Here is a 14,005-nt window from a genome sequence, read left to right on the forward strand (position 1 = left end):
CGAGTTCCTGGGTCAGGGCCTGGAGCGGACTCTGACCGAAGCGGGATGGGTCGCTCAGAGGTATTTGGAAATAGTGCCCGAGAGGGTGGTTTTGGGAACCGCACCCACGACGGTGTCTACCTTCTGGCCGCCCTTGAAGATCATCAGAGTCGGGATGCTGCGGATGCCGTACTGGCTGGCGACGTTGGGGTTTTCGTCAGTGTTGAGCTTGAACACCTTGATTCTGCCCTCGAATTCGCTGGCGATCTCGTCGACGATCGGCGCCACCATGCGGCAGGGGCCGCACCAGGGTGCCCAGAAATCAATCAGCACGGGCAAGTCACTCTTGAGCACATCCTGCTCAAAGGAAGCGTCAGTGACAGCAGCAGAGCTAGACATCCTTGCAGGATCAGGGTTCTGCGAATCTAGCAAGGTTGTTGGCACCCACCCAGCAGCTTTGCAGGCCGTTATCAGGGCTGGATTGGGGTGGGTGAGGGGGGAAGACAAAAAGCCCGGAAGCACCGGGCCGGAGGGTGTGAGGAGTGTGTGAGCCGAAGCTCGCACATATTCACGCTAATCCCGCGCCCTATTTGCCCATGCCGAGCTGCTGGGCCTTCTGATACACCTTGCCCTCGGTCAGTAGGGAAGGGGCCACTACCACCTCCACCCCATGCATCTCCTTGAGGGTGCGGGCCCCCAGGGTGCCCATGGAGGTGCGGATGCAGCCCAGCAGGTTTTGGGTGCCGTCGTCGAGGCAGGCCGGGCCGCGCAGGATTGTCTCTATGCTGCCGGTGGTGCCCACCTTGATGCGGGTGCCGCGGGGGAGCAGGGGGCTTGGGGTTGCCATGCCCCAGTGAAAGCCTCGCCCGGGGGCTTCACTGGCGCGGGCGATGGGCGAACCGATCATCACGGAGTCGGCGCCGCAGGCAAGACACTTGCAGATGTCGCCACCGGTGACGATGCCTCCATCGGCCACGATCGGCACGTAACGGCCACTCTCGGCCAGGTATTCGTTGCGGGCGGCAGCGCAGTCGGCCACGGCGGTGGCCTGGGGGATGCCGATGCCCAGCACGCCCCGGCTGGTGCAGGCGGCTCCCGGGCCGATGCCGACCAACACGCCGGCGGCGCCAGCCCGCATCAGCTTGAGGGCCACGTCGTAGGTCACGCAGTTGCCGATCACCACCGGCACGCCGAAAGTGCGGCAGAGAACCTCCAGATCCAGGCTGGCCTGGCCTTCGGGGCCGAGGTGTTCGGTACTCACCACCGTGGCCTGGACAAAGAACAGGTCGGCGCCGGCCTCGGCGATCGCCGTGCCGAATTTCAGGGCGGCCATCGGGGTGGCGCTGACAGCGGCGATGCCGCCACCCTTCTTGATCTCGGCGATCCGCTGGCGGATCAGGTCTTCGCGCACGGGCTGGCTGTAGAGATCCTGCATCAACGGCACGAACTCCTGATTGCCCACCGCCGCAATCCGATCCAGCACGGGATTGGGATCGTCGTAGCGGCACTGCACCCCTTCCAGGTTCAGAACCCCCAGAGCGCCCTGCCGGCTGAGCTCCAGCGCCATCGCCACATCCACCACGCCATCCATGGCACTGGCGATGATCGGGATCTCCCGAGCGATGCCGCCTAGACTCCAGCTGCTATCGGTTGTAGCGGGATCAACTGTGCGACTCCCCGGCACCAGGGCGATCTCGTCGATGCCGTAGGCCCGGCGAACTGTACGGGAGCGACCGAGCTGAATATCCACCTGGAGATTACGGGTTCGGGCCAAGCTATCAACCGGCGCGCTACCAATTGCCTGTTTTTGTCAGGGTTCAGCCCTGGCCGCGAAAGGATTTCCAGCGCTTGCTGAGGCCGCCCAGCAGTTGCTCGCGCTCGCTGCTACGCAACAGTTTGGGTACGCCGTAGCGCACCATCCAGACCACACCGGCCAGTTCCAGCAGGCCGGGAACCAGCGGCAGGCTCTCGATGGCCCCCAGCAGGGCGCCATAGATCCTCAAGACCAGCAGCACGCCCACCAGGGCCGCCAGCAGGGTGACTGGCTTGCTCGCCTGGGCCCAGAAGCTCTGGAGTTGGCCCTGATTGAGCCATTCGCGCAGCTTCTGCAGCAGTAGCTCCCATTCGCCCCCTTCGCCGCTGTTGGGTCCATCGTCACCAGGCCCTGCCTGGGCAAGGAGCGGGGCGGCACTGGCTTCCACACTCAAGGTGGTGGCGACGCTCGGTTCTGGAGCTTGTTCGGGAACTTGTTCGGGGTCTGGGCCCCCATTCCCGTTTTCAGGGGTTGCGTTCACGGGGGCAGGGTTATGGGTGGATTCAGCCATGGCCCAAGTTTACGGCCGCTGGGCGTCCCGCCCCCAGCTAGGCCTCTATCGGTAGCAGGCTGGCTCGCGAACTCAGCGCTGCGGCGGGCAACCTCAGGGGGAATTCGCCGCGGCACAGGGCCCCCACCAGGGCCTCTGCAATAGCGGCCGCCAGCCGCGGGCTGTGGGAGGGGGCGCAGGCCACGGGCTGCCCCTTCAAACTGATCTCGCCGCAGAGCAGCTCGGCATAGGTGACGGAGGCCAGCCTCGGTTTGACCCGGCGGGGCACCGAGAGGTCGAGCACCGGGACCTCCAGCTGCTCAGGACCGGTGGCCGCCTGAAGCGCCACCCTGGCGTTGACCAGGGGCACTGGTGCCGCGATCGCCACCAGCAGGGCGCTGCCATGGCCTTCAAAAAAACAGGGCCGCACCCATTCCGGCCGCAGGTCGTGCAGGTCGACGCTGACCGCGGCGGCGGCCCCGGGGGTGCGGGCATGGCCGCTGGCCTGGCGCTTGCAGCCCGGCTGGTGGCCGCTGCCCGCCCCAACCACCCAACCCAAGCCACCCCCTACCAGCACCGGTGAGCCCGGCCCCAGCAGGGAGAGCCCGGGCATGGTGAGGCCAATGCTGCCGGCGCCGCCGCAGTTGTAGAGGGCATTTGCGGCCTTTCCCAGCAGGGTGCCGTAGGGGCTCGGGCAGGGACCTGCGGCTCGGTTCACCGCCACAATCCCATTTTCGCTGATAGCCCGGTGCAGCAGCAACCGGCCCGCGCCGATCTGCTCGAGGCTGAGTTCGGTGTGCAGTTCCCTGCGGGGGTGCAGTGGGGTGGCCTCACCGCTGGCATTGAACGGCAGCGATTGGCCTTCCAGCAGGGACCTGAGCAGCTGGGCGCCGCTCAGGGCGGCCCCCTCCCCCAGGCCGCCGCCGATGGGTAGCACCAGCTCGCCACTGCCGCAGCCGGTCAGCCCGGGCACGCCCGCCAGGAGGCCGGTGCGCAGGCGGATCGGCGGGTCGGTGGGGCCGAGGCTCAAGACTAGGCAGCCCTGATCCATGAAGCCCGCATCGGCCGCCACCACCACATCGGTGGCGGCATAGGCCTCGGCCAGGCCCACCTCTCGCACCAGGCTGCGATATTCGGCGGCGACCCGCACCCGCAGCTCGCCTTGCTCCTGCCGCTGGCGCAGCTCGCCCTCCTGGCGCGGCGGGCACTGGAGCTGGGATTTCGGCTGGGATTGCGGCAGCGATTGGGGTGGGAATGCAGGGGCAGTCATGGCGCCATTGGGCCGGATCCGGGCAATCCCCCGGAGGTTCGATAAACTTTCTGTTGATCAATGCGGTCATCCATGGCGGACCCCAGCGGACCCGGTGCTGACTCACCGGGGGAGTCCGGCGGTAGCGGCAATTCGCGGATCATCCAGACCGATCTGCGCAATGAAATGTCGCGCTCCTATTTGGAGTATGCAATGAGTGTGATCGTGGGCCGGGCCCTGCCCGATGCCCGCGATGGTCTCAAGCCGGTGCACCGGCGCATTCTCTACGCGATGTACGAGCTGGGCCTAACCAGCGACCGCCCTTACCGCAAGTGCGCCAGGGTGGTGGGTGAAGTGCTCGGCAAATACCACCCCCACGGCGACACGGCGGTGTACGACGCCCTGGTGCGGATGGCCCAGGACTTCAACATGCGCATGCCCCTGGTTAACGGGCACGGCAACTTCGGCTCGGTGGATGGTGATCCCCCGGCCGCCATGCGCTACACCGAATCACGGCTGCAGGCGCTCACCACCGATAGCTTGCTCGATGACATCGAAGCTGAAACTGTCGACTTTGCCGACAACTTCGACGGCTCCCAACAGGAGCCCACCGTGCTGCCGGCCCGGATCCCCCAGCTGCTGCTCAATGGCTCCACGGGCATTGCCGTGGGGATGGCGACCAACATCCCCCCCCACAACCTCACCGAGCTGATCGACGGAACCCTGGCCCTGATTGCCAACCCCGAGCTCGATGATCTGCAGTTGATGGCGATCATCCCGGGCCCCGACTTCCCAACCGGGGGACAGATCCTGGGCCGCCGTGGCATCCGCGAGACCTACACCACCGGCCGCGGCTCGGTGACGATGCGGGGTGTGGCTTCGGTGGAAACCCTGGAAGTCAAGGGCCGCCCCGATCGGGATGCGGTAATCATCACCGAGCTGCCGTTCCAAACCAACAAGGCATCCTTGATCGAGCGCATCGCCGAGCTGGTCAACGACAAGAAGCTCGAGGGGATTGCCGACATTCGCGACGAATCCGACCGCGACGGCATGCGGATCGTGATTGAGCTGCGCCGTGACGCCTACCCCCAGGTGGTGCTCAACAACCTGTTCAAACTCACGCCGCTACAAAACAACTTTAGCGCCTACATGTTGGCGCTGGTGAAGTCAGAGCCGGTGCTGCTCACCCTGCGCAAGATGTTGCAGGTGTTTATCGACTTCCGTGTCGAGACGATCGAGCGGCGCACCCGCTATTTGTTGCGCAAGGCGGAGGAACGCGACCACATCCTGCTGGGCCTGCTGCTGGCCCTCGACCAGCTCGATCCGATCATCGCCCTGATCCGGGCAGCCTCCGATGCGGCCACGGCCCGGCAGCAGCTCCAGGAGCGCCACGGCCTCACCGAGATCCAAGCCGACGCCATTCTGCAGATGCAGCTGCGGCGGCTGACGGCCCTGGAGGCCGACAAGATCCGCCTCGAGCATGAGGATCTGGTAACCAAGATTGCCGACTACAAGGACATCCTCGGCCGACGTGAACGGGTGCTCACAATCATCACCGAGGAGCTCGCTGCACTGCGCAGCCGGTATGACTCCCCTCGCCGCACCGAGATCCTCGACCTCGAAGGCGGCCTCGAAGACATCGATCTGATCGCCAACGAACGATCGGTGGTGCTGCTCACGGAGAACGGCTACCTCAAGCGGATGCCGGTGAGCGAATTTGAAGCCACCAGCCGCGGCACCCGCGGCAAGGCTGGCACCAAGACCCAGGGTGAAGAGGCCGTGCGGCTATTTATCAGCTGCAACGACCACGACAACCTGCTGCTGTTTTCTGATCGGGGCGTGGTGTACACCGTGCCCGCCTACCGGGTGCCGATCTGCAGCCGGGCCGCCAAGGGCACGCCGATCGTGCAGATGCTGCCGATCCCCCGCGAGGAGCAGATCACCTCGCTGCTGGCGGTGAGTGAATTTGCTGAAGACGCCGTGCTGGTGATGCTCACCAGTGGCGGCACGATCAAGCGAACCCGCCTCTCGGCCTTCGCCAACATTCGCTCCAATGGGTTGATTGCCATCGACCTGGTGGAGAGCGATGCTCTCACCTGGGTGCGGCTGGCCCTGCCCGGCGACAGCATCCTGATCGGATCGCGCAACGGCATGACGATCCACTTCCGGCTCACCGATGAGGAGCTGCGGCCCCTGGGCCGCACTGCCCGCGGCGTGCGTGCCATGAACCTGCGCCCCGGCGACCAGCTGGTGAGCATGGATGTGCTGCCCGCCGAGCTGGCCGACCAGGTGGCCAGCGCCGGCGTAGGGGACGATACCCCTGACGACGAGGCTGAAGAGGTGGCCCCCAGCGAGGGTCCCTGGGTGCTAGTGGCTGCCGCCAGCGGCCTGGGCAAGAGGGTGCCGGTTGATCAATTCCGGCTGCAGAAGCGCGCTGGCATGGGCCTGCGGGCGATCAAGTTTCGCAATAAGGGCGACGTGCTGGTGGGGCTGAAGGTGCTCGGCGCCGGCGAGGAGCTGCTGCTGGTGAGCGAGAAGGGGGTGATCGTGCGCACTCAGGCCGATGCCATTCCCCAGCAGTCCCGCGCCGCCACCGGCGTGCGCCTGCAGAAGCTGGATGCCGGCGACCGCCTCACGGAAGTGGTGCTGGTGCCGCCGGCGCCGGAGGAGGAAGAGGCCGCCCCCACCGAGCCTGGGGAAGCCGTCGTCACCAACACTGAAGAGTGAAAAGCGGATACGGCTTTTTACCGTATTATCAATTCACCCCGTTGGCTGTGAAGACGTGGCCGTCGATGAGCGCCTGGATCTCAAGCTCAGCGCTGCAGACAAGCAGCTCTTTGCCCAGGCGGCAGCCATCGAAGGGGTTTCCATGGCTGCTTTTGTGCGCTTGGCGGCCAAGCAGCGTGCCACCGAAGCCATTGAGCGCGATCAGCAGATCACACTGTCTCAACGGGATTTCAAGGCCTTTCATGCCGCGATAGCTCAAACGTTTGAGCCGAATGCGGCCCTGCGGGATGCGTTGGAGCAGGCCCGCACATGCGTGAGCCGTGTTTGAGGAGCAGCAGCTCGACCCCATCCGTCACAACCGCAAGGCGTTCTCTTGTGGTGAGCCTGCCCTCGATCGCTTTCTGAAACAGCAGGCGCACCAAAACGTGCGCCGTGGTGTGAGCCAGACGTTCGTGCTCGTCCCGCCAGATGCTCCTGCGGAGATTGCGGGTTTCTACACGCTGGCACCGGCGGAGGTCTCGTTGGCCGATCTGCAGCCTGGCGATGCCAAGCCACTGCCTCCCTATCCGGTGCCCTGTTTTCGAATCGGGCGCCTGGCCCCGGGATCAGCGCTGGCACGGGCATGATCTCGGCCCCCTGTTGCTGGGCTTGGCCGTGCAGCGGTGCCTCAACGCCACGCGCTCGGTCGGAGGCTATGCCCTAGTCGTCGATGCCAAGACTCCTGCAGCTGCGGCGTTCTATGCGCACCATGGTTTTCGTTCTTTTCAGGACACACCACGAAGCCTCTATCTGCCCCTGTGATGCAGCATGAGCCTTCTCCGTACCGCCTTGATGCCCACTGATGTGATGGTGGTGGTGCTGGGGGGGGGGCCGGCAGCCCTGTGTATCGCCGCTGCCCTGGCTGAGCAGGGCCTGGCCGTGGCGCTGCTGGCCCCCCACGATGCCCGCGCCCCCTGGCCGAACACCTACGGCATCTGGGGGGAGGAGGTGGACGACCTCGGCCTGGGCCACCTGCTAGAGCACCGCTGGAGTAACACGCTGAGCTACTTCGGCAGCGGCGCCGCCGACCCGGCCGACCCAGCCAACCAGGCCACGCAGCACCGGCGCGACTACGGCCTGTTCAACCGCTCGGCCCTGCAGGGGCAATGGCTGGAGGCCTGTGCCCGCGGCGGCGTGGCCATCCTGCAGGGCCAGGCCACGGGCTTCGAGCTGGAGCCTGACTGTGGAGGCGGGGGAAGTTCTGATGGCGAGAACTCTGGATGCTCCATAACCGTGCTGCGCTGCGCTGACGGCAGCCGCCTGCGCACCCGTCTGCTGGTGGATGCCACCGGCCATCAGCCGGTGTTTGTGCAACGACCCGATGAAGGCCCCGTGGCCGGTCAGGCGGCCTACGGGATCACGGGCCGCTTTTCGGCGCCACCGGTGGAGCCCGGCCAGTTCGTGCTGATGGACTACCGCTGCGATCACCTCAGCGCGGCTGAGCGGGCCGAGCCTCCCACCTTCCTTTATGCCATGGACCTGGGCGAGGGACGCTTCTTTGTGGAGGAGACCTCCCTGGCCCTGGCGCCACCGGTGCCCTATGCCACGCTCAAGCAGCGCCTCGAGCGGCGGCTGGCCCATCGAGGCGTCGCCGTGCTGGAGGTGGAGCACGAGGAGTTCTGCCTGTTTCCGATGAACCTGCCTTTACCGGATTTGCAGCAGCCGGTGCTCGGCTTCGGCGGGGCGGCCTCGATGGTCCACCCAGCCTCGGGTTACATGGTGGGCTCGCTGCTGCGGCGCGCGCCGGTGGTGGCAGCGGCGGTGGCGGCGCTGCTGCGGGCCGAGCCGCAGGCTGGTTCAGCCCGTCTGGCCCAGGCGGGCTGGCAGGCGCTCTGGCCCCTTGAGCTGCGCCGAAAGCACGCCCTCTATCAGTTCGGGCTGGAGAAGCTGATGCGCTATTCCGAACCCCAGCTGCGGGCCCACTTCGCCACCTTCTTCTCCCTGCCCAATCAGCAGTGGTATGGCTTTTTGGCAAACACGGCCACGGTGCCCGAACTGCTGGCGGCGATGGTGCGCCTGTTTGCTGCGGCGCCCTGGAGCGTGAAGGCCGCTCTGATGGCGCAGCGGGGGCGGGAGTGGGCGCTGGGGATGCGGTTGCTGTGGCCGGCCGGGCTGTAATGGGGCGGTGAGTGCGCCCCTCAGTTCCGCAGCGGCACCCAGTCGGCCGCGTTCAGCAGGGGGAAGAGTCCATCTTCGATGCTGATCGCTTTGAGCCATGGGGCTGGCAGCTCGGTGCCGTTGTCGATCGCATCGATCAGGCGCCAGAAGCGATCGAGGTGACGCTCGATCCGCTCCTTGGCCAGTTCGGTGGTGGTGCCTGCCCGCAGGATGAAGCTCCAGTCGGAGCTCTGGGCCAGCAGCAGCTCCCTTCCGGCCTGGGTCAGCAGGCTGCGTTGGGCCTCGCTGCCAACGCCCTGCTGCACCCGTCGCACCATCGCTTGGGATGCCCGTTGCCATTCGGCCACCACCCAGGCGTTGGTGTCGTTGAGCCAGTAGTCGTGATAGCCCCCCTGGCCCCAGCTGCTGGGGGAGGGGCGGCATACCTGCAGCGGCTCGTCGCCGCTGAGGGCTTCCCGCAGGGTCACCAGTCGCACCCCCGCGCTTTCCGCTTGACGGAACAGGGCAGCCAGGAACTGGGGACCCTCGAACCACCAGTGGCCGAAGAGTTCGGCGTCGAAGGGAGCCACCAGCAGGGGCCGGCGCTCCATCGAGCTCGCCAGGCCGGTTAGCTCCTCGGCCCGCCCCTCCAGGTAGGCGGCGGCATGGTGCTCGATCCGCTCGGCCGCGATGGCGGGCTCGTAGGGCTGTTTTTGCTCGAGCGGGCAGCCCTGGGCCGTGACCCGGTGCAGTTTCAGGCCCAGGGGCCGGCGGCTGCGGATGCCGTGGCTGGTGAGTTCGGCTTCGGGCAGGTCCCAGCCCAGGTCGCGGTGGAATTCCCGGTAGGCGCCGTCGCCTGGATAGCCCTCGCGGGCGCTCCACACCGGCAGGGTGGCGCTGCTGTCGCGGCCGAAGAAGGCCGCCCCCGCCGGCGAGCAGATCGGCGCAAATACCCCATAGCGGGGGCGGGGCAGGGCGTGCAGCAGCCCGTGGCCATCGAGCACCGAATAGCGCAGGCCGCAGGCCACCAGCTGCTCGTCTAGGCCCTCGTAATAGGCGCACTCCGGTAGCCAGATCCCCAGGGGGCGCTGCCCGAGCAGGCGTTCATGTTCCCGCACGGCTGTGACCAGCTGGGCCCGCACCGCCTCGGGCACCTGGCGCAGCAGGGGCAGGTAGCCGTGGGTGGCGCCACAGGTGATCAGGTCGAGCACACCCAGTTGCTGCAGCCGCTGGAAGCGTGGGATCAGCTCAGCCCCGATCTGATCCCACTGGCTCACCACCGCGGCCAGTTGTTGGCCCAGGTGGGCGGCGGCCGCCTCGAGACCCTCCGGTGCCTGCAGCAATAACTCCTGCCGCAGGCCAATCCAGGGCAAAAATCGGGCATTGAGCTGGCGATCTGCCAGCAGCGAAAGCAAGGTGGGCGAGAGGCCGAGGGTGAGTCGGGGGCGCTGGAGCCGGTTGGCGGCGGCGGCCTCCAATACCGCTAATAGGGGTAGGTAGCACTCCTGGAGTGCCTGGAAATACCAGTCTTCCTCCAGCGACCCAGGCTCGTTCGAGCGAACGTAGGGGAGGTGGGCGTGAAGGACGAGGGCCAGATCGCCTGCGGCCATGACCATCCAGCGGTCAAATCACTTTAGGCGCAACCCTCTTTGGCTCTGCCGCGGCCGCAGGGCAGGCGCCCGCCTAGAGTGGGGCTAACTCATAGTCATTCCGCCTAGAGGCGTAGTTATGGCCCGCGACCCCGGCCGCGTACTGATCTTCGACACCACCTTGCGCGATGGCGAGCAGTCGCCCGGCGCCAGCTTGAACCTCGAGGAAAAATTGGCGATCGCCCAGCAGCTGGCCAGGTTGAACGTCGACATCATCGAGGCCGGCTTCCCCTTTGCCAGCTCGGGTGACTTCAACGCCGTGCAGCGCATTGCCGCCATGGTCGGCACCCCGGATGGGCCCACCATCTGCGGCCTGGCCCGGGCGGCGGCCGGCGACATCAAGGCCTGCGCCGACGCGGTGGCGCCCGCCGCCAAGCGGCGCATCCACACCTTTCTGGCCACCAGCGACATTCACCTGGAATACAAGCTGCGCAAGAGCCGGGCTGAGGTGCTGGCGATCACCGCCGAAATGGTGGCCTACGCCCGCTCCCTGGTTGAGGATGTGGAGTTTTCCTGCGAGGACGCCGGCCGCAGCGATCCGGAGTTCATGCACCAGGTGATCGAGGCGGCGATCAGGGCCGGGGCCACCACCATCAACATCCCCGACACGGTGGGCTATGCCACACCGGCCGAATTTGGCGAGTTGATCGCCGGCATCAACGCCAGCGTGCCCAACATTGACCAGGCCGTGATCTCGGTGCACGGCCACAACGACCTGGGCCTGGCGGTGGCCAACTTCCTCGAAGCCGTCAAGAACGGCGCCCGCCAACTTGAATGCACGATCAACGGCATCGGCGAGCGGGCCGGCAATGCCTCGCTCGAGGAGCTGGTGATGGCCCTGCACGTGCGCCGCAGCTACTTCAACCCTTTTCTGGGCCGACCCGCCGCGAGCACCGAACCGATCACGGGGGTGCGCACCGAGGAGATCACCAAGACCTCGCGGCTGGTGAGCAATCTCACCGGCATGGCCGTGCAGCCCAACAAGGCGATCGTGGGCGCCAACGCCTTTGCCCATGAATCGGGCATCCACCAGGACGGCGTGCTCAAGCATCGCCTCACCTACGAAATCATCGACGCCCGCACCGTCGGTTTGGCCGACAACCGCATCTCCCTGGGCAAGTTGAGTGGCCGCAGCGCCTTCCGGGCCCGGCTCGAGGAGCTGGGCTACAGCCTGGAGCGCCACGACCTCGACGACGCCTTCGCCCGCTTCAAGGAGCTTGCCGACCGCAAGCGTGAGATCGGCGACCGGGATCTCGAGGCGATCGTCAGCGAGCAGGTGCAGCAGCAGGACAATGGCAGCTACACCCTCAAGAGCGTGCAGGTGAGCTGCGGCACTGGCCTGCAGCCCACAGCCACCGTCACCCTGGTGACGGCCGATGGAGCCGAACTCAGCGAGGCTGCGATCGGCACTGGGCCGGTGGATGCGGTGTGTCAGGCGCTCAATCGCCTGGCCCAGGTGCCCAATGAGCTTGTGGAGTTTTCGGTGAAATCAGTAACCGAAGGCATCGATGCCATGGGCGATGTGACCATTCGCCTGCGCCATCAGGGGGTGCTGTATTCGGGCCACTCCGCCGACACCGACATCGTGGTGGCCGCGGCCCAGGCCTTTGTCAATGCCCTAAATCGGCTGCTGGCCGGGGCACAGCACCAGCCTTTGCACCCCCAGAAAGCACCGCTGCCTGTCCTGGGTGATTTGCCCCTGGCCGATCGACCCAGGGTTTGAACCAGCCCATGCCCGTACCCCCGCCCCCCCGCCAGCCCAGGCACGGCAACCTGCCGCTGGCGGCAGCCGCCCAGCTGATCCTCCTGTTGCTGGTGGCCCTGGCCATGCTGGTGCCCCTGCTCTGGCTGGTGAGCACCTCGCTCAAGGGCCCTGCTGAAAACATCTTCACCAGCCCTCCGGCCTTGCTGCCAGCCCAGCCCAGCCTGGAGGCCTACACGCGCCTGTTCGGGGAGAACCCGATCCTCACCTACCTGCTCAACAGCACCATCGTCAGCGCCCTGGCCGTGCTGGCAAATCTGCTCTTCTGCTCCCTGGCGGCCTACCCCCTGGCGCGGATGCGCTTCAAGGGGCGGGGCCTGGTGCTGGCCCTGGTAGTAGCCACGATCCTAATTCCCTTCCAGGTGGTGATGATCCCCCTCTACCTGCTGATGGTGCAGATCGGGCTGCGCAATACCCTCTGGGCCCTGATCATTCCCCAGGCGGCCACGGCCTTTGGCATTTACATGCTGCGTCAGAGCTTCCTGGGGGTGCCCGTCGAGCTGGAGGAGGCGGCCCGCTGTGACGGTTGCACGCCCCTGGGGGAGTGGTGGAACGTGATGATTCCGGCGGCCCGGGCCGACCTGATCACCCTGGCGATGTTCGTATTCATCGGCACCTGGAGCGATTTCCTCTGGCCCCTGGTGATCCTCGATGAACCCGAGCTCTACACCCTGCCCCTGGGCCTGCAACAGCTGGCCAGCAGTTTCTCCCTCGACTGGCGCCTGGTGGCGGCAGGCTCAGTGATTTCGATCCTGCCGGTGCTGGTGCTGTTCATGGGGCTCCAGCGCTACATCCTGCCGAGTGCCAGCGGCGATGCGGTGAAGGGCTGACGGGGAGGTAGGGCTCAATTGGCCGGTGTGGCCGGCTTGAGCGGCGGCAACGGCGCCAGGGGTGGTTCGTCGCTCAGGGGGGCGGGAGCGGCTTCGGTGGCCTGGTTGCCGCGCAGCCTGCGCAGCTCCTGAGAGAGGTTGGCGTTGGCGCTGCTCAAGGCATCGATGCGAGCACTGTTGCGTTCCACCACCTGCAGCCGCTCCACCGTGGTGCGCAGCTGCTGCTCGAGCCCGGCGGTGCGCTCAAGGGCCCTGGCGTTCTCAAGACCTTGCACCTGCTCCTGAAGCTGGCGAATGGCAGCGCTCTGTTGCCGGGTTTTGCCCACCATCACCACGAACAGCACCAGGAGCATGGCGGTCACTCCGGCCTGGAGCCAGGGAACCCAGGCCAGGGGTGTGCGATTGGCTGCGGAGTTGTCGGGGGCTGGAGTCATCAAGGCTGGCAGCTGATTATGGTTCGATCCTGGCGGGCCGGCTGGCGTTTGTCAGGCATTGGTAGGGGCCTGCCTGGGCAGAACGCCTAGGGTCGGCGGATCCTCAAGGATTCAGTCTTCCGATGCAATCTCCTATGCGCTCAGGCGCAGACAACGGCTTCGGCGGACTCTGGCAATTGATCTTCGCAGCCATCCTGGGGGGATTGGTGCTGCTTTCGCAGACGGTGTTCATCGTGCCGGCCGGGAACGTGGCCGTTGTCACAACCCTCGGCAAGGTCACCGGACAACCGCGGCAGCCAGGGGCCAACCTCAAGATTCCCCTGGCCCAGAGCACCTCCCTGTTTGATGTGCGCACCCAGGTGCGGCCGGAGCAGTTCTCAACCCTCACCAAGGACCTCCAGGTGATCCAGGCCACCGCCACGGTGAAGTACGCCATGAAGGCTGCTGAGGCGGGCCGCGTCTACGAAACGATCGCCACCGACGATCAACAAATTTATCCGCGGGTGATCCAGCCCTCCCTGCTCAAGGCCCTCAAATCGGTGTTCTCCCAGTACGAACTGGTGACCATCGCCACGGAGTGGAACTCCATCTCTGAGCTGGTGCAGGAAAAGGTGGCCGACGAGCTGCGCAAATTTGACTACGTGAGCGTGCAGGGCCTCGACCTAACCGGCCTGCAGATCGCCGAGGAATATCGCGCCGCCATCGAGCAGAAGCAGATCGCCGAGCAGCAGTTGCTGCGGGCCCAGACCGAAGTGCTGATTGCCGAGCAGGAGGCAAAGCGCTACGAGACCCTGAATTCCAGCCTCGATGACCAGGTGCTCTACAAGCTTTTCCTCGACAAGTGGGACGGCCAGACCTCGGTAGTTCCGGCCTTGCCTGGCTCACCTGGTGGCGGCACCCCGGTGATCGTCAACTCTCGCCGCCCGTGAAAGCGAG

The 14,005-nt window shown here is 66.2% G+C and carries 13 protein-coding genes; 7 read left to right on the forward strand and 6 right to left on the reverse strand.

Annotated features, from left to right (window positions below):
• Positions 1-54 precede the first annotated feature (54 nt).
• The 4 genes from trxA to H8F27_RS12750 form a co-directional block, all read right to left on the reverse strand.
• Positions 55-378, reverse strand: a complete 324-nt coding sequence (trxA, locus tag H8F27_RS12735) for a thioredoxin (protein ID WP_197148469.1) — start codon at positions 376-378, stop codon at positions 55-57.
• Between the two features lie 187 nt (positions 379-565).
• Positions 566-1,729: a GuaB3 family IMP dehydrogenase-related protein gene (locus tag H8F27_RS12740; protein ID WP_197148471.1), complete on the reverse strand. Its 1,164-nt coding sequence runs from the start codon at positions 1,727-1,729 to the stop codon at positions 566-568.
• A 67-nt stretch (positions 1,730-1,796) separates the two neighbouring features.
• On the reverse strand, positions 1,797-2,273 hold the full coding sequence (locus tag H8F27_RS12745) for a CAAD domain-containing protein (protein WP_197148473.1): 477 nt from the start codon (positions 2,271-2,273) through the stop codon (positions 1,797-1,799).
• Between the two features lie 67 nt (positions 2,274-2,340).
• Positions 2,341-3,552, reverse strand: coding sequence for a homocysteine biosynthesis protein (locus tag H8F27_RS12750; RefSeq protein WP_197148475.1), 1,212 nt, complete (start codon positions 3,550-3,552; stop codon positions 2,341-2,343).
• A gap of 72 nt (positions 3,553-3,624) precedes the next feature.
• Between H8F27_RS12750 and gyrA the strand changes: the two genes are divergently transcribed.
• The 4 genes from gyrA (at position 3,625) to crtL (ending at position 8,415) form a co-directional block, all read left to right on the forward strand.
• Positions 3,625-6,258 (forward strand): DNA gyrase subunit A, encoded by a 2,634-nt coding sequence (gyrA, locus tag H8F27_RS12755; protein ID WP_197148477.1) that lies wholly within the window; start codon positions 3,625-3,627, stop codon positions 6,256-6,258.
• Between the two features lie 55 nt (positions 6,259-6,313).
• On the forward strand, positions 6,314-6,586 hold the full coding sequence (locus H8F27_RS12760; RefSeq protein WP_197148479.1) for a DUF1778 domain-containing protein: 273 nt from the start codon (positions 6,314-6,316) through the stop codon (positions 6,584-6,586).
• Positions 6,579-6,884 carry a hypothetical protein gene (locus tag H8F27_RS12765; protein ID WP_197148486.1) on the forward strand — a complete coding sequence of 102 codons (306 nt, stop codon included), beginning with the start codon at positions 6,579-6,581 and terminating at the stop codon, positions 6,882-6,884. The genes H8F27_RS12760 and H8F27_RS12765 overlap by 8 nt, the downstream gene beginning before the upstream one ends.
• 181 nt (positions 6,885-7,065) lie before the next feature.
• Entirely contained in the window at positions 7,066-8,415 is a 1,350-nt protein-coding gene (gene crtL / locus H8F27_RS12770; RefSeq protein ID WP_197148488.1) for a lycopene beta cyclase, read from the forward strand.
• A 20-nt stretch (positions 8,416-8,435) separates the two neighbouring features.
• Here the strand turns inward: crtL and H8F27_RS12775 are convergent, their stop codons facing one another.
• Positions 8,436-10,004 carry a glycoside hydrolase family 57 protein gene (locus H8F27_RS12775; RefSeq protein ID WP_197148490.1) on the reverse strand — a complete coding sequence of 523 codons (1,569 nt, stop codon included), beginning with the start codon at positions 10,002-10,004 and terminating at the stop codon, positions 8,436-8,438.
• Between the two features lie 118 nt (positions 10,005-10,122).
• On the opposite strand from H8F27_RS12775, the gene H8F27_RS12780 reads away from it, so the two are divergent.
• Both H8F27_RS12780 and H8F27_RS12785 read left to right on the forward strand, forming a co-directional pair.
• Positions 10,123-11,766, forward strand: coding sequence for a 2-isopropylmalate synthase (locus H8F27_RS12780; protein WP_197148492.1), 1,644 nt, complete (start codon positions 10,123-10,125; stop codon positions 11,764-11,766).
• An 8-nt stretch (positions 11,767-11,774) separates the two neighbouring features.
• Positions 11,775-12,635: a carbohydrate ABC transporter permease gene (locus H8F27_RS12785; RefSeq protein WP_231596265.1), complete on the forward strand. Its 861-nt coding sequence runs from the start codon at positions 11,775-11,777 to the stop codon at positions 12,633-12,635.
• Positions 12,636-12,649: 14 nt separating this feature from the next.
• On the opposite strand, the gene H8F27_RS12790 is transcribed toward H8F27_RS12785, so the two are convergent.
• A complete protein-coding gene (locus H8F27_RS12790) occupies positions 12,650-13,069 on the reverse strand; it encodes a hypothetical protein (RefSeq protein WP_197148494.1) in 420 nt (139 codons plus the stop codon).
• 122 nt (positions 13,070-13,191) lie between these two features.
• Between H8F27_RS12790 and H8F27_RS12795 the strand changes: the two genes are divergently transcribed.
• Positions 13,192-13,998 (forward strand): prohibitin family protein, encoded by an 807-nt coding sequence (locus H8F27_RS12795; protein WP_197148496.1) that lies wholly within the window; start codon positions 13,192-13,194, stop codon positions 13,996-13,998.
• The last annotated feature ends 7 nt before the right edge of the window (positions 13,999-14,005 follow it).

The sequence above is a fragment of the Synechococcus sp. CBW1108 genome (assembly GCF_015840335.1).
Taxonomy (GTDB): Bacteria; Cyanobacteriota; Cyanobacteriia; order PCC-6307; family Cyanobiaceae; genus Cyanobium_A.